The following is a 20338-nucleotide window of genomic DNA, read 5'->3' on the forward strand; positions in this document are numbered from 1 at the left end:
TATCAGTAATCAGGATTTAAAGCACCTTATCAAGAAAGTCTTTTGCTCTTTGTGTTTTAGGCTTGGCGAAAAACGTACTTGGTTCTCCTTCTTCCATTAAGACCCCATTATCTAAAAACAGTATCCGATCTGCAACTTCTTTAGCAAAGTTCATTTCATGAGTTACTACAACCATTGTCATACCTGTTTGTGCCAAATCTTTCATAACATCTAAGACTTCTTTCACCATCTCTGGGTCTAATGCAGAAGTAGGCTCATCAAATAACATGACCTCTGGGTCCATAGCCAGTGCACGCGCAATGGCAACCCTCTGCTTCTGTCCACCTGATAATCGATTGGGGTAAGCCTCTACCTTATCAGATAAACCCACTTTTGCTAACAATTCCTTCCCCATCTCCTCAGCTGCTTCCTTACTGAACTTTTTCACTTTTATAGGTGCATAGGTTACATTATCTAAAACAGTCATGTGAGGAAATAAGTGAAAATGTTGAAATACCATTCCTATGTTTTTCCGTACCTCTAATTTGTTTACTTTTGGAGTGGTAATTACTTTTCCATCAATTTCAATATCACCTGCTGAAGGTTCTTCTAAAAGATTTAAACAACGCAAGAAAGTTGATTTCCCTGATCCTGAAGGACCAATAACTGCCACCACTTCGCCCGGCTTGATAGTTGTTGATATATTCTTTAAAACTGTATTCTCTCCAAACACTTTCGTTAATTCCGTTGTTTTAATCACTTTTTCTTAACCTCCGTTCCAGCATTCGTCCAATTTTAGTTAAGACAAAAACCATAACCCAATAAATAACTCCTGCAATTAACAAGGGTTCAAAGTTTCGATACAAATCTGCCCCAACAATTTGTGCACGCCTCATTAGATCTAAATAGCCGATTGTAGCAACTAAAGCTGATTCTTTAGTTAATGTAATAAACTCATTCATTAAGGCTGGTAATATATTTTTAATAGCTTGTGGTAAAATAATATTTGCCATCATTGACTTGTACGGAACACCTAGCGCTTCTGCCGCTTCGGTTTGTCCTTTATCAACAGCTAAAATCCCTGCCCGAATAATTTCAGATACATAAGCTGCAGAGTTTAAGCCAAATGCTAACACGGCAGATAAAAATGCTGAGATATCGTAACCACTTAACTGTGGCACTGCAAAATAAATGATCCATAATTGCAAGATTAATGGCGTACCCCTAAAAATGGATGTATACGCATCTGCAAACCATCTAAGTATGGGCTTCTTCATAATTTTAAATAATGCTAAAATGATTCCTAAAAATAATCCAATAATAATTGAAACACTAACAAATTGTAACGTGGCCCCTATTCCTTTTAAGATAAAAGGAATATAAGGCACGATTTGGCTGAAATCCAAATTCATGCCTTAACACCTCTCCTTCTAGTAGCAACCTATTCGTATTCAGATAGCCATTCTTCTTCTAATTCATCAATCGTTCCATCTTTTTCAAGAGCAGTTAAAATTTCATTTACTTGTTCTACCAACTCACTGCCTTTAGGAAAGGCTATACCCATACCTGGTGAACTAGTTGTTGGATCATCAAATCCTTCTAAACCTTGTGAATTGATATAACCAGTGGCTACCGTTTTATCCATATAAGCGACGTCAATACGATTAGACATTAATTCTTGAATTAACACACTTGCATCATCGACCTTTTTCACTTCAAACCCATACTCTTCACTTAAAACGTCTGCTCCCTCTTCTTGAATGGTTCCTAATTGTACCCCTACTGTTTTCCCTTCTAACTCTTCCAATCCGTTTATTGATTCATCCGGCTGATAAATAAACATTTCACCTGAACGATGGTATTCTTTAGAAAAATCAACATTTTGGCGTCGTTCTTCTGTTGCACTCATCCCAGCCATCACAAAATCTACTCGGCCTGACTGTAGTGCCCCAATTAATCCATCAAAACTCATATCTTCTATTTCTAATTCATATCCCAGTTCTTCAGCTATTACCTTTGCTATTTCAATATCAAATCCTTCAAAATTACCGTCAGTATCATAGGATTCAAACGGAGGAAAGTCTGCTGAAGTCGCCATTATAAGTACTTCTTTTTCATCATTTTGGTCTGACTCATTATTTGCTGCTGTTCCATTGTTGCTTTCTGAGCCACATGCCACTAACAAACTTAATAAAAATCCAATTAATAAAACTTGAATTAACCCTTTTTTCATATAAATCTCTCCTCTAATTTTAATTAAATTTATTTTATTTTTATACATTTTTATGTATAAAAAATTCATTCTTAATTGCTTCTAATAATTCGGAATCTGTTAAAACATCATAACCTGTGTATGCTAGAGCTAATGCACCAGAATACAATGCTTGGTGACCAGCAGCTGTGATTGTTTGATCAGCAAACTCTTTCGTATGTGCTACTAATCCAGGCTTATTTAAACTAATATATGGATGAATTGCAGGCACTACCTGACTCACATTCCCCATATCAATTGATCCATACCCTTCTTTGGGAGGAAGTACTGGTTGATTACTAGATTCTTGTAAATGTTTATTAAATACTTTAGACAGTGTTTGGTTTGTCTTCATATTGTCATAACTCAATTCGTAGTTTGATATTTCCAAAGAAGTACCAGCCATTAAAGTCGCTCCATTTGCTATGTTTTTCACCTTATCTACTACATCATTCAGATAGGTTCTTTCTTTTGCACGAATGTAAAACTGCGCTACTGCATAGTCTGGAACTACATTTGCTGCCTGGCCACCTTCAGCAATAATTCCATGAATACGCACATCTGTTGGAAGATGTTCTCTTAAGGCATTAATGCCATTGAATAATTGGATGACACTATCTAATGCATTAACCCCTTGTTCAGGTGATGCTGCAGCATGGGAAGCTTTTCCTTTATATGCAAATTGTATAGCATCCATTGCAAGCGCCTCTCCACTTTCATAAGATTGGTCACTAGGATGCAAGATCATAGCAACATCAATATCGTCAAATATCCCCTGTTCTGACATTGGAACCTTTGCACCATTCGTTTCTTCAGCTGGCGTCCCCAAAACTACTACACTACCACCTATTTCTTTTAAAAGCTTACTTATCACTACACCAGCACCAACGCTCATAGTCCCAATCAAATTATGGCCACAACCATGTCCTACACTAGGTAATGCATCGTACTCAGCCAAATAAGCAATCGTTGGACCTGCTTTTCCACTATCAAATAATGCTTTAAAAGCAGTTGGTCGATCAACAATTCCGGTTTCTACAAGAAAATCATGTTTTTTAAGATAATCTGTTAGTAATTTCATAGAGTTATATTCTTGATCACCAAGTTCTGGATTTTTATAGAGGTAATCACTCATACTTTCCAAATCATCCTTAATCGTAAGTAATTCATTTTCTAATTGTTTATTCATATTTATTCACCTTTATGTATATTTATTAATTATTAAATATATTTATACCACTCAATTTAATTTTGTGCAACAGTTTTTTACACTTTAATCTTAGAAAAATTTACGATAACATTTTATTTATATTTTCTTATTATTAAGTTAATTTTAGAGGAATAGTTATGAAAATATTGGAGGATACATTCCCAGTTGCAAATAACGAAGAAGTCTTCGAGGCATTGGACATAGACCATTTGATGATATAAGTCGAGAACTGGTAATCCATGATTTACTTAATTGTACATATCAAAGAATAACAGCGCAGAGAACCTGAGATAAAGCAATATAAAAAGAGGCCATCCATCAAAGTATGACACTCCCCAAAATATCAGGGGAATCACTCTCTGATTGGACAACCTCTTTGTATTAATATGCTCTAGCCCAATACACCATTTCTTTAGCGTCTTTACCACAACATACACATGTATCAGAAACCTTTTCTTGCTCAAATGGAATACAACGAGATGTAGCAGTTGTATCTTCTTTAATTTTCTCCTCACATGCGATATCGCCACACCACATTGCTTTAATGAATCCACCTTGGTTATCAAGGACTGTTTTTAATTCATCCATATTTTTAGCAACAGATGTTTTTTCATTACGGTGATCTAATGCCTTCTTATATAAGTTTTGTTGGATTTCATCTAATAAGGCTGGTAAACGAGTTTCTAGTTCTGTTAAAGCAACGAACTCTTTTTCCCCAGTATCACGACGCACGAGTACGACTTGTTCTTTGTCGATATCTTTAGGACCCATTTCAATTCTTACTGGGATCCCCTTCATTTCATACTCATTAAACTTCCATCCTGGCATTTTATCACTTGCATCAATATCAACACGTACTAAATTGCTAAGCTTGTCACGAAGGTCATACGCTTTATCCAATACTCCTTCTTTATGCTGAGCAATTGGAACAATCATTGCCTGTGTTGGTGCAATACGTGGAGGAACAACTAACCCACGATTATCTCCATGAACCATAATTAATGCACCCATGATACGAGTGGATAATCCCCATGAAGTTTGGTGGACGTATTGGCTATCCCCATTTTCATCCAAATAAGTAATATTGAAAGCCTCAGCAAATCCTGAACCGAAGTGGTGAGAAGTTCCAGATTGTAATGCTTTTCCGTCATGCATTAATGCTTCGATCGTTAATGTATAGTTCGCACCGGCAAATTTTTCTTTTTCCGTTTTGCGTCCACGAAGTACTGGGATAGCTAGATATTCCTCTACTAAGTCTGCATAGACATTCAACATTCTATCTGTTTCTTTAGCAGCATCTTCATCGGTTGCATGTGCAGTATGCCCTTCTTGCCAATGGAATTCAGATGAACGAAGGAATGGACGTGTTGTTTTTTCCCAACGAACCACATTTCCCCATTGATTATACAGCTTAGGCAGATCACGATAGGAATGAATATTTTTTGCATAGTATTCACAGAAAAGCACCTCTGAAGTCGGACGTACAGCAATACGCTCCTGAAGTTTTTCCTCCCCACCGTGTGTAACCCATGCAACTTCAGGCGCAAACCCTTCTACATGGTCTTTTTCTTTCTGCAGTAAACTTTCAGGTATGAATAATGGGAAGGCTACATTTGAATGGCCTGTCTCCTTAATCATGCGATCCAGTTCATCTTTCACATTTTCCCAAATAGCATAACCATAAGGTTTAATGATCATTGTTCCTTTAACTTGTCCATAATCAACTAACTCTGCCTGTTTAACAACATCTGTATACCATTGGGCAAAATCGTCTTCCATGGCTGTAATCTTTTCAACAAATTGTTTATTCTTCTTACCCACAGCAAACACCTCATTTATATAAATTTTTTTTAGAACACAAAAAATCCTCCATCCGCATAAAAAGGGACCGAGGTCTGGTGGTACCACCCTTGTTTGTAGTGTACAATAGCAAAAACACCCATACAGTGGATTACTATTGAACTACACACTCTTCTTGATAACGGTTATGAACCGCGCACACCTTCAAAAGCAACGCTTTATCTGATGGCGAACTCCAAGGTAGGTTCCAGCTTAAGCCTTTGGAAATTTGCACCAACCATTTCCTCTCTGCTAAAGACATTTAAACTGTACTAGTCCTTATCGACGTTTCCCTATTTATTGTTAAATATATAAGGATGTACCTATAAAGTCAAGTTATGTTGCTAATCTCTTTTTTGTTTATAATTTTTTCTATATTGTGTACATCATTTTCTTCAGCAAACTCTGTTGCAATTGTTTCATTGAATGATTATCCATTCGTTTCATTGGTACCTTATTAACGATATAACCATATTGTATTTGGATTATAAAGAGATTATTAATTAAACTACCTCTCCACCTAGTGTCTTCACAAAATGATCGAGTGCCCACTCATGACCTAGTTGATTGAAACTTGCAACTGCATCTTTATGAACAACTATGTTAAAACCTTTATTGTACGCATCAACTGCAGTATGTAGCACACAAATATCGGTACAAACCCCAATAATATGAACCTCAGTGATACCTCTCTCACGAAGCTTTAATTCGAGATCGGTACCAGCAAATGCACTATAACGAGTTTTATCAAAGTAATACACATTCTCATTTTCTCTACTTTCGGCATAAACAGTTCCCAATTCACCAAATAATTCTCTTCCTTTGGTACCTTTAATATTATGTGGTGGGAAAAGCTTTGTTTCAGGATGAAGCTCATCCCCTTCATTATGTGCATCAATTGCAAAAACAACATAGTCTCCTGCTTGAATGAATTCCTTAGTAATGGAAACTACCTTGGACTCAATTTCTTGCCCAGGTTTTCCACAAGTTAATCTACCATCCTCTGCTACAAAATCATATGTGTAATCAACATTAACTAGTGCTCGCTTCCCCATTAAAAATCCTCCTCATTTTATTAATCCATTTTCTGCATTATTCTATGAGGTCTATTTAATAAGTCATTCCTTAATTTACTTTAATTTCAAATGCCGCGCCATTTTTTCTCATCGCTGCATGATAGGTTGGACCTACCATTTCCGTATAAGAAAAACCATATTGAATGGCCGTCGTCACAAAGCTTTTTGCCTTGTGAACAGCATTTTGAATAGTGGACCCTTTTGCTAAGTATGCCGCAATTGCTGCAGAATACGTACATCCCGCACCACTCGTATTGACGGTATCAATTCTTGGTGCTTCAAACGTGGTTAATGTTTTTCCATCATATAATACATCCACTGCAGGACCAGTTAGTCGACCACCTTTAACCAATACCGATTTAGGACCAAATTCATAAAGATCAATTGCAGCTTGTTTTAAATCATCTACACTCTCTAATTTCCTTCCACCTAGTAACTCAGATGCTTCAGGCATATTTGGAGTAATAATAGTACCTAATGAAAGTAGCTCTTTTTTTAACACTTCTATTGCATCATCTGCAAGTAATTTGGAGTCTAATTTACCCACCATTACTGGGTCAATTACTATTTGTTTAATAGATGAATGACGAATTAATTCAGCTGTTTTATTGATCACTTCTGAAGAAAATAGCATCCCTGTCTTCAGTGCATCAACTCCAACCTGTTTCATAGCTGTATCAAATTGTGCTTCAATGGCCTCAATAGTTTGCATATGAACATTTTTCTTTGTTTCTGGATGTCTCCCAACGATTGCCGTTACTACACTCATCCCATATGTATCAAGTTCTTGAAAGGTCTTTAAATCCGCTTGAATTCCTGCACTACCTCCTGCAGCAGAACCAGCAATTGTCATCACACGTTTTGGAAAATTCATAACATCACTACCTATCTTAAAAATTCTCTAGAATATAACTACAAGTAAAAACCATATAATCATAATTAACTGTACTATTATTTTAGCAAAAGTCCCACCTAAAAACCCTAATAGAGAACCTATGGAAGCCATAACTGATTCTTTCATCGTACGCTTTTGAATAATTTCGATGAGTAAAACAGCTATAAACGGGACGATAATAATTCCAAATGGTGGTACGACAAATGAGCCAACAATAACAGCAATTGCTGCCCCACGCTCTCCCCATTTACTTCCACCAAACCGTTTAACAAAGTAACTATTTGCTACGATATCAGCTACAATAAGAATAATTGTAAAAAAGACCATCGCTATCCAAAAGACTATATTAAGTTGGTCACCATTTAATACGAAATGATACAGTAAAAATCCAACCCATAATACTAAAACAGATGGAACAATTGGAAATAACAATCCTACAAAGCTTAAAATAAATAAAGCTATTATAATAATCCACATAATCACATCTAGCATAAATTCAATACCTCCTATTATTCCACCTTATAAACTAATCTATTTGTTTCTTAAACATACTTGATAACTTTTTCTCTTCTCTATTAATAATACGTTTATAGTTTTCTATATGTTTCATTATACTTAATACTGATAAAAGCACTACAATCATAGCTGGCTCAATACCAAAAAAGTAGTAAGTTGAAGCTAAAAAAGAAACGTACATAAATAATACACCAATTACTAGATAGTCCGTTGCAATCGTAAATAAAAGCAAGATTCCAATACCGATAACAGCAATTTTCCAGTCAATGGCTAAAAGTACTCCTACTAGTGAAGCAGTACCTTTTCCTCCACTAAAATTCATGGTAATAGGAAAATTATGTCCTATAATAATAAAGAAGGCTGTTAAGTAAACAAGAAAAATTTGCAAATTACCAATAATCCCGTTTTCATTTAATATAAATAATACTAATAGTATTGCCGCAGTCGCTTTAAAAATATCAATAAGTCCAACTAGAATCCCATATTTCCACCCTAATAATATTGTCGTATTCGATGCTCCAGCATTTTTAACTCCTGAATTTTTAATATCAATACTTTTTAGTTTTCCTACGATTTGGGAACCATGTAAACAACCAAACATATAACCAATTAAACAAGAAACTAGGTAGTACATCAGTTCACCTCCTAGCTAGATTTCTCTTCTTTATCGTAACAAAAAAATACTACTTATTTTATTAAAGAGTGAGGGAATTAAATGAAAAAAGGTATCGCTACTTTCATTATACTATGTATTTCTGTTCTCATAATTTACATATTTCATTATTATGGATATGGGAAATACGTTAATCATGGAAAAAATGCTCCAATGCCAACAGAATTAGACCCTGGTGTTGCTTTAAACAAAGATATATTAATAGAAACATCTGAAAAAAAAGGCATTCTTATAGAAATTACAGAAGGATTGCGATCGGTAGAAAGACAAAATAAATTGTATGAACAAGGTCGATCTACTGAAGGGAATATTGTGACGTATGCAAAAGGTGGGGAATCATACCATAACTATGGATTAGCCATAGACTTTGTCCTAATTGACCATACCGGTAATAAGACCTGGGATTATACATATGATGGAAATGGTAATGGTGAGATTGACTGGTTCGAAGTAGGTGAAATTGCAAAAGAACTTGGATTTGAATGGGGTGGAGACTGGAAAAATTTTAAGGACTATCCTCATTTGGAAATGACTTATGGACTAAGCATTTCTCAATTACAAAGAGGACTGCGCCCGAAGCAAAATGAATAATAATATATTGAAAACAGAAAGGAAAGAGTTTATCCTCTTTCCTCATTTTTATTTCTCTTCTTCGTTGTTCTCCGTTTCATTTTCTTCTGAAGGCAACGGATCTATTGTATGTTTATATGCATATCCTTTATTTATGGTCATCAATGATAATAATAAAACTGCTATTATAATAACGATTGCAATGACAATATACCAAATCATATTATTTCTCCTTTCTTAAACTACCTATCCATCGTTAAACACATTCTACAACTCATTCTAAACAATCCAGCCATATTTTACAATTTCATAGATAGTTTAAATTACCTATTTCTAAAATTTTCCAACATAAAGTTTGAATATTATTTTTACTAGATGAATAGAATTAGGTAAACATGCTTTTTTAGCGAATTTTGGGGATTTCAGAGTAAAAGGCAACATTTATATAGCATAAATTAGTATAACCAAGCATAATTCGTGAGAAACAAGCATACAGTGTTTATTTCCAAATTATCAAAAAATAACGTATTTGAAACGTTTTCTTAATAACGATACCATTATATTATAGCTGTTTGAGCATATAAAAATAATTATTAATCACAATTTTTCCGGAAAAATACTGATTTGTAACTAGTAATATAGTTATAGTGTGAAAGTTTTGGACAACATTCAAAAACTAATCAAACAGTTGTATGCGCGAAAATACAATAATAATTGGTCATTGACCAACTATTATATAGTATAAAAAAAATTGGGAGGTCATTTAGAATATGAAGAAGTTTTTATTAGCTTCTGTACTAGGTGTTTCATTGATTCTACTATTAGCTGCTTGTGGAGATGATTCAAACAACGAAGGAAACAATGATAATAGTGGAGACAACAATCAAAGTGAAAACAACTCTAATAATGGAGACAGTGCAAATAGTGGAGACGATAGTCTACTAGCACAACTACAAGAAGAAGGTAAAGTAACAATCGGTTTCGCTAACGAAAAACCTTATGCTTATCAAGAAGATGGAGAATTAAAAGGTGCTGCTGTTGATATCGCAGCTGCAGTATTCGCCGAATTAGGGATCGAAGAAATGGAATCCCAACTTTCTGATTTCGGTCAGCTAATTCCTGGTTTAAATGCAGGTAAATTTGATGTTGTTACTGCTGGTATGGCAATCAATCCAGATCGTTGTGAACAAGTAGATTTCGGTGAACCAGAAATGGTTTATGGTGAAGGTCTTGTTGTTCAAAAAGGTAACCCATTAGATTTACATAGCTACGCTGACATTGCTGAATCTGGAGCAACAGTTTCAATTATGTCAGGTGCTACTGAAAATGAATATGTAAAATCTGAAGGTGTAGAAGACAGCCAAATCCAAGCGGCTGCAGATATTCCTGCAACATTCTCAGCTGTTGCTTCTGGACGTGCTGATGCAACAACTGGTACAGAGATGACACTTAGAATGGCATTAGAAACTTCTGGTGACGACCTTGAATTTGTTGAGAACTTCGAACAACCAGATATTGAAGGTATTCCAAGTTACGGTGCTGCAGCCTTCCACCAAGACAACGACGAATTACGTGAAGCTTATAATGAAAAATTAGCTGAACTTAAAGCAGATGGAACAGTTGCGAAACTATTAGAACAAAATGGGTTCTTAAATAATGAAGTTCCAGAAGATATTACTACAGCAGGAGTTTGTAGCGGAGATCAATACTAATTATTAATTTAATTTATTCATGACTCCATAGGGTCAGGCTCCCTCGCCCAGGGAGTCTGACCCTTATTTAATTAAAACAGTAAAGGAGTGATTACCATTAGTGCGATTATAGAGATTTTCCCCGCACTTATGAAAGGTGTGGAAATAACACTTAAAGTTCTCTTCGCATCAATTTTACTAGGATATTCCATGGCATTTATTGCTGGGTTTTGCCGTCTTTCCAACAATATTATCCTCCGTAGCTTCACCGGCTTCTATGTCGAAGTTTTTCGCGGTACTTCCTTAATTGTTCAATTGTTTTGGCTTTATTATGCGTTACCGATGTTGTTTGGTTGGGATATTGGTAGTAACTTTTGGGCTGGTGTATTAGCTATTTCCTTAAACTATGGAGCATATATGTCAGAGATTGTGCGTGGTTCGATCCAATCTGTAGCTAAAGGTCAATATGAGGCATCCACTGCTTTAAACATGAGTCGTTTTCAGCGTATGAGGTTAATTATCCTACCGCAGGCAGTAAGAATGATGCTACCAGAATTCGGTAATTACCTAATCTTAATGTTAAAATCAACATCCCTTGTCTCCTTAATTGGTATGGCAGACATTTTATATCAAGGAGATCTATTAAAAGATGCTAATCTTTCTTTAGCACCTACAGTATACTTTTTAGTACTAGTATTCTACTTTATTATTGCTCTTCCATTAATCTGGTTAACGAAGAAAATGGAAGGAATGTCTAAGAAAGGGGTGGCTAGCTAATGAGTAAATGGCAATGGGATACATTCTTTGATGCCTTCCCCATGGTAGTACAGGGATTAGGAATTACGATATCACTAACTTTTGCATGTTACTTATGCGCCTTAATCGTTGGTTTTGTATGGACATTTATTCGTCGTATGAAATTTAAACCTTTAAGATGGATTCTTTTATGGATTATGGAGTTTATTCGCTCGACTCCACCACTTGTTCAGTTATTCTTTTTATATTTTGGGTTACCAATGGTTCCAGTTATAGGAGTAGCACTAGATCCATTTACTTGTGCCATTTTAGGTTTAGGTGTCCATTATAGTACGTATATCGGAGAAGTTTATCGCTCCGGTATTGATAGTGTAGATAAAGGTCAATGGGAAGCATCGCAAGCATTAAACTTCTCAACCGGTAAGAAGTGGACTAAAATTATCTTACCACAAGCAATACCACCAACCATTCCAATGCTAGGTAACTATTTAATTATTATGTTTAAAGAAGTACCTCTAGCATCCACTGTTGGGGTTGTTGGTATCTTACAATTAGCAAATAACTATGGCGCGCAACACTTTAGATACCTTGAGCCATTAACAATTGTTGCGATTTTATTCTTAGTATTAAGCTATCCATCTGCAATTCTTATTAAGAAACTAGAAGTGAAAATGAACCGTCGTTTTGATAAGAAAGCAGTTCTTAAAGAAAGTAAAGGAGCGGTGTCATAATGCCTGAAGTTAAAAGTGAAAGTCTACAAGAGACATCCACTAATAATGAGGATGTAATTGTTAGCTATAAAGATGTAAAAAAATCATTTGGTGATGTTCATGTCTTAAAAGGGATAAATTTAGATATTAAACCTGCTGAAAAGGTTGCACTGATTGGACCAAGTGGTTCTGGGAAAACAACGATCATTCGAATGTTAATGACGTTAGAAGAACCGTCTGCTGGTGAAATCATCGTTGATGGAAAAAACTTATGGCATATGGAAAAGAACGGGAAAAAGGTTCCTGCCAATGAGAAGCACCTACGAGAGGTTCGTGGTGATATCGGCATGGTATTCCAGCACTTCAATCTTTTCCCACATATGACTATTTTAGAAAATTGCATGACTGCACCTATCCACGTTCAAAAAGAAGATAAGGAAAGTGCTAGAAAACGATCGATTGAAATGCTTGAAAAAGTTGGTCTTGGTGATAAATTAGAAAATTACCCTAGTCAATTATCTGGTGGACAAAAGCAGCGTGTAGCAATGGCACGTGCATTAGTTATGAGGCCAAAGGTTATGCTATTTGACGAAGTAACTTCAGCACTTGACCCTGAGTTAGTTGGGGAAGTATTAGAAGTTATCCGTGACTTAGCTGAAGAAGGCGAAATGGCGATGATTCTTGTAACACATGAAATGGACTTTGCTTTAGATGTCGCAGATCGTGTCATCTTCCTTGATGAAGGTGTTATTGCAGAAGAAGGCACTCCAAGTGAAGTACTAGAGCATTCTGATAATGAACGTCTCCAACAGTTCTTACATCGTTTCCGTTCTAGTAATTAAGAAATGCACAGGATGCATCATACACTACAAATAGCAGAAGTGATCCAATATTTGGTTCACTTCTGTTATTTGCTTTTTATCAAGTTTTCAATATGATCCTAATTTATATCTAAAGAATTCATTTTATGTAATTCTTTTTTTACTTTCTCACGTAGATACTTTCTTCCTCCACTCCATTCTGCAATAAGAAAAAGTAATCCTAATAGTAAATATAAAATATATTCAATAGAACTACCAATACGATTTATTACTAAAAGCCAAGTCAATAATACAATATATGCTACTGGTAAAATTGCTCCCCAAGATACATTTCTTCTCGTAGAAAAGAAGAATTGGATTGCAAAAATTCCTGCAATAATAAAAACCCCGTAAAAACTAAAGTCCACTTCTACTCATTCCTTTCATTTTTGTATTTTTCAATTATCAGTTTGGCATCTTCTACACTTAAACGATCATCAATTGAGAGACTTTTAATAAACTTTATAAACTCCTCATTTTCAAATGAATCACTCATTTTAATTTTTTCAATTAGGCGATTAAGCCTAATTCTTACTGTTGGATAAGAAACATCGTAAACCTTCGCAATTTCCTTCAATGATCCTGAGTTTAGAATAAAGTTCTTAATAAATTCTATGTCTTCATTTTCCAATGTTAAAACCCAGTTTGGAATTTTATTTGAATCCAAAATAATCCCTCCTTCTTTTATTTTGTTAAGATTATTTTAACATGTTTATAAATAAAGTTAAAGTATTTTTTAATAATATTAATAATATTATTAAGGTAAAACTTAACTATTGTAAAGATAAGTATGTTTTTATAGTATATTTTGCAATTAAAAATAGCACCCCTAACCACAAGATGACAATGATTAAGTATTGTCAAACTGCAATTAAGGGTGCTAAGTAACTAGCTATTTTGTAAATCTTCTCCTATTATTCGAACTTCACGTTCAAGACTCACATCAAATTTATCTTTCACTGTTTTTTGTACATGTTTTATTAAATCTATATATTCCTGTGCTGTTGCTTCATTTTTATTAACAATGAAACCAGCATGTTTCAAGGAAACTTGTGCTCCACCAATTTGAGTTCCTTGCAGTCCACTATCCTGAATTAATTTTCCTGCAAAGTATCCTGGTGGTCGCTTGAATACACTTCCACAAGATGGATATTCTAAAGGTTGTTTCGATTCACGCTTAAAGGTTAAATCATCCATTACAGCTTTAATCTCTTCATAATTACCTTCTTGTAGTGCAAATGTCGCTTCAAGTACAATATATCCATTGTCAGGAATATTACTTGTGCGATAGGATAAATCTAGATCCTCTGCTTTTAAAGAAAGTAATTCTCCATCTTGATCAACAACGATGGTACTTTCCAACACATCTTTTATCTCTCCACCGTAGGCACCAGCATTCATATACAAAGCGCCACCAACGGAACCTGGAATACCACAAGCAAATTCTAGTCCTGTTAACGTTTGTTTCAATGCTTCTCTAGATACATCTATTATTCTTGCGCCACTCTGTGCAACAATTTTTTTATCATCTGTTAGAATGGTAGTTAATTTATTTAAGTTCATTACGATTCCACGAATTCCACCATCTTTTACGATTAAGTTGGAACCATTTCCTAGCAATGTAAACTTTATATTTTCTTTATTCGCTAATTTTACTACTTTTTGTACTTGTTCATAGGTAGTAGGTGTTACTAAATAGTCAGCCACACCACCCAAACGAGTGTACGTATGATTTTTTAATGGTTCTTTAGACATGACATTTTCTTCAGAAACAATGTCAACAATTTTTTCGTACATATTTGTCAAATAAATCATTCCTTTATAGACGATGTAATTAATGACCATCTGTTATATTGTAAGACATAACGAGTAAAGTGTCACGCATGAATAGTAAGTTTTTTTTTCCTTCCTAATTTATACATGTAACAGTCCCAATTGGAAAGCAATAAGAAAATGTGCCACTCTTTATCATTACGAAAAAAATGGCACATCTAATATTGGTACCCACTTTAATGGAATACAAAACTTTCTTTGGGCGAATATCATATTTTATTTATATGCGTTTGCTCTGAAATTGGTTTATTTATATTTGTATGGATAGAAACCTGGGCTTTATCCAATGTTTTTTGCTTTAAGATAAACCAGCTAAAGTAAGCAGCAATTAATGCTAGCAGTAACTTAACAAATAATAATGGAACAACAAAAAAGATTGTATACAACATTGAAATCCATATTGTAGAAACCCCAATCACTTTGGCTTTCAATAGAATTCCCTTTCCTTCTCGGTAATTCCTAATATAAGGACCAAAATATTTATTGGTAATTAACCAATTGTATAAACGTTCTGAACTTCGTATATAACAAGCAGCAGCTAATAATAACATTGGAGTTGTAGGAATTAAAGGAAGGAATATTCCTAGAATACCTATTCCCAATGAAAGAGAGCCACTAATTATTAAGAAAACTTTCTTTAAATAATTCACGCGTACCACCAGCTATAAATTGAGATATTTTCGTTACTCCTATTATAACAATCATAATTAAATTTGGCTGATTACAGTTCCGACAATTATTTGACGGTTAACGCAGTGTTTTAATCGAATGAAAGGTCGGCTCTAACTTATCGAATGTGGTGACATACTTAAATCCAAGTTGATCTAATAACTCTAAAGATGAATTCCACTTAAATGCTACAGTAGAATCTATATGTGAATCAGAACCAATTGTTATAATTTCTCCTCCACACTCCTTATAAAGCTTTAAAATATCTTTACTTGGCATCGCAGTTTCCAACCCATAACGATACCCAGAAGTGTTAATTTCAATCCCTTGCCCTCTTGGTATAATCACCTTAAATATCTCAGCAATAATGTCATGAAACAAATTCTTACTTTCTTTTTTTGTATACCGTTTCACTAAATCTAGGTGACCAAGGATTGAGAATTCTTCTAGGTTTTTCACACAATACAACAGCTCCTCATAATACTTCGAATAAGCCTCTTCTAAAGTTTTATTTTGAAAAAAAGATCCAGAATGAAGATCCTTTTTTTCCGTTGTATGCATGGAACAAATAATAAAGTCAAAAGTTTCCTCTTTGAATAAAGCTCTGTATTTGTCTAATAAATTGGGTTGTACCCCAATCTCCACTCCTTTTTGGATTTTTAAACTCTCCCCATACGTAGTCCTCATTTCTATTAATCTCTGATTATAAGACGGGATATCTAAAGCAAAGTCAATCGATTGGTCTGGATACTCATAATCTATATGCTCAGTAAAGCAAATTTCCTTTAACCCTAATTCAATGGCCTTTTCAATTGTCTTTTCCATTGGTGTATCACAATCAGCTGAAAAATCACTATGAATATGGTAATCAAACATAAAATATCTCCCCCTATTGGTTGACAATTTCGTTTCTTACTACTAGAATACTATATAACTTTACTTAATTAAAGCGATAAAGTAATAAAGTGGATGAACGGGGTGGAGATTTTATGCAATCCTACTTAGATGAGTTAAAACCGGATGTTAATATTACAAGCTTTAAACAAAAAGAATACATAATTCAGAAATTGAGAGACAGATTTATGTCCTATGGCTATCAACAAATTCAAACACCAGCGTTTGAGCCTTATGACTTATATACAACAGTGACTGGAACCATTCATCCCGATGACATGATAAAAGTTATGGACCCATCTGGTCGTGTGTTGGTTCTGAGACCAGATATCACGATCCCAATTACACAAAAAGTAGCCTCCTATGTAAATCACCAATCAGAAGAACTACGATATTTTTACGTGTTAGACGTATATCGAACGACATTCAACCAACAACACGATTATGAAAAGACACAAGCTGGCATCGAATTTTTTGGAAACGAAACTGCTGACTCCGATGCAGAAGTGATTGCCCTAGCTAATCAAACATTACTAGATTTAAAGTTCAAGAAATTCACAATTGAAATTGGCCATGCTGCATTTTTTAAAGAAATATTAGAAATGGTTTCCATATCAAAAGAAGAAAAACAACTTCTAAAACAATTTATACAGGCTAAAAACATTCCTGGACTAGAGGAATTCCTACATCACTTAGAAATTGAGGAAAGCGTTAAAGAGCTTATTCAAGAAATCCCTTTTCTTTACGGTGAACCACTCAAGGTTATTGAAAAGGCCAAAATGCTTAGTCTTACAAAATCAATGGTAGAAAAACTAAATAGAATTAAAGCTATTTACGAAACATTGTCTTCATATGGGTATGAGGAACATGTGATTCTTGATTTAGGACTAATTAACCATATGGAGTATTACTCTGACGTCATTTTTCAGGGTTATATTGAGAATATCGGAAAACCTATTCTATCTGGTGGAAGATATGACCAATTAGCTAATCAGTTCCATTCCTCCATTCCTGCCATTGGATTTGCCTTTGATGTAGATCTATTGGTTAATCAGTCACCTAAGCAAACGGATACACTACTCAACTGTACCATTCAATATAACCAGTCTAATAAAGAGAAAGGCATTCAAACCGCTCAATTTTTAAGAAAGCACAATTACAGTGTCACTCTTTCAAATGAACAACAAAAAGTAAAGAGCAAATATATAATCATGCTTAATAAAAATTCATACACACTATCCTATCAAAAGGACTCATATGAGGTTAAGAGTAGTAATGAATTATTAAAAATCATCCAAAAATTAGAAGGAGGAAATTAAATGGAATCTATCACACTTGCCTTAGCAAAAGGGCGTACATCAGAAAAATCCATCGCCCTATTACAAAACGCTGGATTCCATTTTGATGACTTTCATGATCAAACTCGAAAACTAGTATTCTATGATACTGAACAACAAATTAAACTCATTTCAGTTAAAGCTCTAGACGTACCAACCTATGTTGAAAATGGAGCAGCTGATGTAGGTATCGTTGGAAAAGATAATATTCTAGAGTCTCAATCCAGTGTTTATGAACTGTTAGACCTCAAATTTGGAAAATGCAAATTGGTAGTGGCTGGATTAACTGAACAGAAACTGAATACGAAAACCAAACTAACAGTTGCGTCAAAATATCCTTCAGTTGCCAAAATTCATTTTGAGAGTAAAGGCATCCCAATTGAAACAATCAAACTAAACGGCTCGGTAGAACTAGCACCATTAATTGGTATGGCCGATTTCATTGTCGATATCGTAGAAACTGGCAGAACATTACGAGAAAATGGTCTTTCTGTTATTGAGGAAATTGAGGATGTCTCTACTAGATTAATTGTAAATAAAGCTAGTTTCGCTACAAAATCTGCTTTATTAGAGCCCTTTATCTCTAAAATAAAAAATGCATTGGAGTGAATATCGTGAAAATCATAGCTGCTGATGAGTTTATTGAAAAGTCCAAGCCCTCTTATTCCCAAAATCTAGACATTGACCAAACGGTATTATCCATCATTAATAATGTACAACAAAATGGAGATGAAGCTTTATATTCTTATACAAAGAAGTATGACCTTGTTCAATTAGATAACTTTTTAGTATCTGAGAAAGAAATAGATGAAGCAAACGATTCCGTTGACAAAGATTTCACTTTGGCATTAAAACAAGCAAAAGATAACATCATATCTTACCATTCCAACCAAAGAGAAACATCGTGGTTTACTGAATCAACAAACGGTACTCTTTTAGGACAAAAGATCACCCCACTTGATCGAGTTGGGATTTATGTTCCTGGAGGTAAGGCTGCATATCCTTCAACTGTATTAATGAATGGAATCCCAGCATTAATAGCTGGTGTTAATGAAATTTCAATCACAACTCCAGTTAATCGAGCTGGAAAGGTAAATCCATACGTATTAGCTGCTGCTTCACTATTAGGAATTAAACGTATTTATAAACTTGGTGGAGCTCAGGCCATTGCCGCACTCGCATATGGAACAGAGACGGTTAATAAGGTCGATAAAATTGTCGGTCCAGGTAACTCCTATGTTGCTCGAGCCAAAAAATGGGTGTTTGGCGATGTTGCTATTGATATGATTGCTGGACCTAGTGAAATTTGTATTCTAGCCGACGAAGATGCTAATCCAACTTATATAGCTGCAGACCTACTTTCTCAAGCTGAGCATGATGAAGAAGCTCGAGCAATTTGTATTACTACTAGTTCATGTCTTGCTGAAAAAGTCCGTAATGAAGTTTATCAACAACTCGACAAATTAGAGAGAAAAGAAATTGCATCCAGCTCTATAGAAAATTACGGAAGAATTGTTTTAGCAGACTCATTGGAAAATGCTTTTCAAATTATAAATGAGTTGGCACCCGAACATCTAGAATTAATGATTGAAAACCCAACAGAGAAATTACCATACATCAAACATGCAGGTGCCATTTTTCTAGGAAGCTACTCTCCTGAACCTTTAGGTGATTATTTTGCCGGTCCAAACCATACTTTACCTACAAGTGGTACAGCTAAGTTTTCTTCCCCACTTGGTGTATATGATTTCGTTAAAAAATCTAGTATTATTCATTATTCGAAAGAAGCTTTACTTCAAGCTTCTGACCAAATTGTAAAGCTCGCTAGTACTGAAGGCTTAACAGCACATGCAAATTCAATTCTTGTTCGAAAGGAAGATGAAGATGCGTAACTATTCCATATCCCGTACGACGTCAGAAACAAATATCAATTTGGATTTTGTTATTGATGGAAGTGGAATCTCCACCATTGATACTGGGGTTGGCTTTTTTGATCATATGCTCACACTATTTACAAAACACGGATTATTTGATGTAACTGTTTCTTGCCAAGGTGATTTAGAAGTTGACCAACATCATACGGTTGAAGATATTGGAATTGCCTTAGGTCAAGCCTTCTCTCAAGCAATCGGTAACAAGGAAGGAATAAACCGTTATGCCTCCGTAAAAACACCAATGGATGAATCACTATCATCCATAACCATTGATATTAGTGGAAGACCATATTTGGTGTTCAACGTAGAAGGATTAAAAGAAAAAGTCGGCAACTTTGATACTGAATTAGTTGAAGAATTTTTCCAAGCTTTTGTTAATCAAGCAAATATTAACTTACACATTAATTTAGAGTACGGCAGAAATAGCCACCATATCGTTGAATCGATTTTTAAAGGATTTGGAAGAGCTTTAGATGAAGCCAGTCAAAAAAATCCAAGAATTCAAGGAGTTCCTTCTACAAAAGGGGTTCTTTAAACATAAGTAGCTTTTCCTTCGGATGTATGGACCTAAACCGAGTTTCGCGTTCTATTTTACTATAGATGAACTCGACAACTTCAATGTCATATTTATTAAAAGGAGGCTTT

Annotated in this window: 24 protein-coding genes and 1 other annotated feature; of the genes, 9 read left to right on the forward strand and 15 right to left on the reverse strand. The window is 34.8% G+C overall.

Annotated elements, in window-relative coordinates:
- Window positions 1–16 precede the first annotated feature (16 nt).
- From BUB12_RS08035 to BUB12_RS08075, 9 genes are all read right to left on the reverse strand, one after another.
- A complete protein-coding gene (locus BUB12_RS08035) occupies window positions 17–739 on the reverse strand; it encodes an amino acid ABC transporter ATP-binding protein (protein ID WP_072889847.1) in 723 nt (240 codons plus the stop codon).
- Window positions 732–1391 carry an amino acid ABC transporter permease gene (locus tag BUB12_RS08040; RefSeq protein WP_072889849.1) on the reverse strand — a complete coding sequence of 220 codons (660 nt, stop codon included), beginning with the start codon at window positions 1389–1391 and terminating at the stop codon, window positions 732–734. Before BUB12_RS08040 ends, BUB12_RS08035 begins: the two co-directional genes overlap by 8 nt.
- Window positions 1392–1420: 29 nt before the next feature.
- Window positions 1421–2212 (reverse strand): transporter substrate-binding domain-containing protein, encoded by a 792-nt coding sequence (locus tag BUB12_RS08045; RefSeq protein WP_072889935.1) that lies wholly within the window; start codon window positions 2210–2212, stop codon window positions 1421–1423.
- A gap of 40 nt (window positions 2213–2252) precedes the next feature.
- The gene (locus tag BUB12_RS08050) at window positions 2253–3419 is read right to left on the reverse strand and encodes a M20 family metallopeptidase (RefSeq protein WP_072889851.1); all 1167 of its coding nucleotides are present in this window, start codon (window positions 3417–3419) and stop codon (window positions 2253–2255) included.
- A 402-nt stretch (window positions 3420–3821) separates the two neighbouring features.
- Window positions 3822–5261 carry a proline--tRNA ligase gene (proS, locus tag BUB12_RS08055; RefSeq protein WP_072889853.1) on the reverse strand — a complete coding sequence of 480 codons (1440 nt, stop codon included), beginning with the start codon at window positions 5259–5261 and terminating at the stop codon, window positions 3822–3824.
- 59 nt (window positions 5262–5320) lie between these two features.
- Window positions 5321–5574 (reverse strand) — a binding site (T-box leader).
- A 208-nt stretch (window positions 5575–5782) separates the two neighbouring features.
- Window positions 5783–6334, reverse strand: coding sequence for a cysteine hydrolase family protein (locus BUB12_RS08060; protein ID WP_072889855.1), 552 nt, complete (start codon window positions 6332–6334; stop codon window positions 5783–5785).
- Window positions 6335–6404: 70 nt separating this feature from the next.
- Entirely contained in the window at window positions 6405–7229 is an 825-nt protein-coding gene (thiD, locus tag BUB12_RS08065) for a bifunctional hydroxymethylpyrimidine kinase/phosphomethylpyrimidine kinase (protein WP_072889857.1), read from the reverse strand.
- A 27-nt stretch (window positions 7230–7256) separates the two neighbouring features.
- Complete coding sequence (locus BUB12_RS08070; RefSeq protein WP_072889859.1) at window positions 7257–7742, reverse strand: DUF456 domain-containing protein; 486 nt, start codon at window positions 7740–7742, stop codon at window positions 7257–7259.
- A 34-nt stretch (window positions 7743–7776) separates the two neighbouring features.
- A complete protein-coding gene (locus BUB12_RS08075; RefSeq protein WP_072889861.1) occupies window positions 7777–8400 on the reverse strand; it encodes a glycerol-3-phosphate acyltransferase in 624 nt (207 codons plus the stop codon).
- 81 nt (window positions 8401–8481) lie between these two features.
- Between BUB12_RS08075 and BUB12_RS08080 the strand changes: the two genes are divergently transcribed.
- On the forward strand, window positions 8482–9030 hold the full coding sequence (locus BUB12_RS08080; RefSeq protein WP_072889862.1) for a M15 family metallopeptidase: 549 nt from the start codon (window positions 8482–8484) through the stop codon (window positions 9028–9030).
- A 48-nt stretch (window positions 9031–9078) separates the two neighbouring features.
- Here BUB12_RS08080 and ytzI read toward each other — a convergent pair whose 3' ends face one another.
- A complete protein-coding gene (ytzI, locus tag BUB12_RS08085) occupies window positions 9079–9231 on the reverse strand; it encodes a YtzI protein (RefSeq protein ID WP_072889871.1) in 153 nt (50 codons plus the stop codon).
- A 548-nt stretch (window positions 9232–9779) separates the two neighbouring features.
- Between ytzI and ehuB the strand changes: the two genes are divergently transcribed.
- From ehuB to ehuA, 4 genes are all read left to right on the forward strand, one after another.
- Entirely contained in the window at window positions 9780–10721 is a 942-nt protein-coding gene (ehuB, locus tag BUB12_RS08090) for an ectoine/hydroxyectoine ABC transporter substrate-binding protein EhuB (protein WP_072889873.1), read from the forward strand.
- Between the two features lie 96 nt (window positions 10722–10817).
- Window positions 10818–11477 (forward strand): ectoine/hydroxyectoine ABC transporter permease subunit EhuC, encoded by a 660-nt coding sequence (gene ehuC, locus BUB12_RS08095; protein WP_268801936.1) that lies wholly within the window; start codon window positions 10818–10820, stop codon window positions 11475–11477.
- The gene (gene ehuD / locus BUB12_RS08100) at window positions 11477–12187 is read left to right on the forward strand and encodes an ectoine/hydroxyectoine ABC transporter permease subunit EhuD (protein WP_072889874.1); all 711 of its coding nucleotides are present in this window, start codon (window positions 11477–11479) and stop codon (window positions 12185–12187) included. Before ehuC ends, ehuD begins: the two co-directional genes overlap by 1 nt.
- A complete protein-coding gene (ehuA, locus tag BUB12_RS08105) occupies window positions 12187–13008 on the forward strand; it encodes an ectoine/hydroxyectoine ABC transporter ATP-binding protein EhuA (RefSeq protein WP_072889876.1) in 822 nt (273 codons plus the stop codon). The genes ehuD and ehuA overlap by 1 nt, the downstream gene beginning before the upstream one ends.
- A 98-nt stretch (window positions 13009–13106) precedes the next feature.
- Here the strand turns inward: ehuA and BUB12_RS08110 are convergent, their stop codons facing one another.
- From BUB12_RS08110 to BUB12_RS08135, 5 genes are all read right to left on the reverse strand, one after another.
- Window positions 13107–13394 carry a hypothetical protein gene (locus tag BUB12_RS08110; protein WP_072889878.1) on the reverse strand — a complete coding sequence of 96 codons (288 nt, stop codon included), beginning with the start codon at window positions 13392–13394 and terminating at the stop codon, window positions 13107–13109.
- A gap of 2 nt (window positions 13395–13396) precedes the next feature.
- Window positions 13397–13693, reverse strand: a complete 297-nt coding sequence (locus BUB12_RS08115; protein WP_072889880.1) for a DUF2089 family protein — start codon at window positions 13691–13693, stop codon at window positions 13397–13399.
- A 221-nt stretch (window positions 13694–13914) separates the two neighbouring features.
- Window positions 13915–14841: a UDP-N-acetylmuramate dehydrogenase gene (gene murB, locus BUB12_RS08125; RefSeq protein ID WP_072889883.1), complete on the reverse strand. Its 927-nt coding sequence runs from the start codon at window positions 14839–14841 to the stop codon at window positions 13915–13917.
- Between the two features lie 227 nt (window positions 14842–15068).
- Complete coding sequence (locus tag BUB12_RS08130) at window positions 15069–15518, reverse strand: YbaN family protein (RefSeq protein WP_327196139.1); 450 nt, start codon at window positions 15516–15518, stop codon at window positions 15069–15071.
- Between the two features lie 88 nt (window positions 15519–15606).
- Window positions 15607–16404: a histidinol-phosphatase HisJ family protein gene (locus BUB12_RS08135; protein WP_072889886.1), complete on the reverse strand. Its 798-nt coding sequence runs from the start codon at window positions 16402–16404 to the stop codon at window positions 15607–15609.
- 113 nt (window positions 16405–16517) lie between these two features.
- Between BUB12_RS08135 and hisZ the strand changes: the two genes are divergently transcribed.
- From hisZ to hisB, 4 genes are read left to right on the forward strand one after another with little or no spacing between them, the layout of a single operon-like run.
- Entirely contained in the window at window positions 16518–17741 is a 1224-nt protein-coding gene (gene hisZ, locus BUB12_RS08140; protein ID WP_072889887.1) for an ATP phosphoribosyltransferase regulatory subunit, read from the forward strand.
- The gene (gene hisG / locus BUB12_RS08145; RefSeq protein WP_072889889.1) at window positions 17742–18368 is read left to right on the forward strand and encodes an ATP phosphoribosyltransferase; all 627 of its coding nucleotides are present in this window, start codon (window positions 17742–17744) and stop codon (window positions 18366–18368) included.
- Window positions 18369–18373: 5 nt separating this feature from the next.
- On the forward strand, window positions 18374–19651 hold the full coding sequence (hisD, locus tag BUB12_RS08150; RefSeq protein WP_143155613.1) for a histidinol dehydrogenase: 1278 nt from the start codon (window positions 18374–18376) through the stop codon (window positions 19649–19651).
- The gene (hisB, locus tag BUB12_RS08155) at window positions 19644–20228 is read left to right on the forward strand and encodes an imidazoleglycerol-phosphate dehydratase HisB (RefSeq protein WP_072889890.1); all 585 of its coding nucleotides are present in this window, start codon (window positions 19644–19646) and stop codon (window positions 20226–20228) included. Before hisD ends, hisB begins: the two co-directional genes overlap by 8 nt.
- The last annotated feature ends 110 nt before the right edge of the window (window positions 20229–20338 follow it).

The organism is Ornithinibacillus halophilus, assembly GCF_900129485.1.
In the GTDB taxonomy this organism is placed as follows: Bacteria; Bacillota; Bacilli; order Bacillales; family Amphibacillaceae; genus Ornithinibacillus; species Ornithinibacillus halophilus.